Annotated in this window: 1 pseudogene; it reads right to left on the reverse strand. The window is 72.2% G+C overall.

Annotated elements, in window-relative coordinates:
- A pseudogene (locus ACR9ZK_RS23855) lies at window positions 1-183 on the reverse strand (hypothetical protein); the annotation flags it as partial.
- Window positions 184-230: the final 47 nt, after the last annotated feature.

Consider the following 230-nt stretch of genomic DNA (forward strand, 5'->3'; position numbering starts at 1 on the left):
GAGGTCCTCCGTGCGCTCGTCCGGCTCGCGCAGGAGGGCCGCCGTGCGCTCGACGGCTCGGGTTCGTCCCTCCGCGGACGCCTGCAGGAGCGCCGAGAGGACGGCCATCTCCGCGGCGAGCCGGGCCCGGCGCACGAGACGGCCATCGGGCCGCCCTCCGCTAGAGCGGTCTCTTATGCACATCTCCGAGCCCACGCAACGGAGTTGCGCTTCGGGTGCTGTGTTTTTCC

It is taken from the genome of Monashia sp. HAY1-5C, assembly GCF_056755255.1.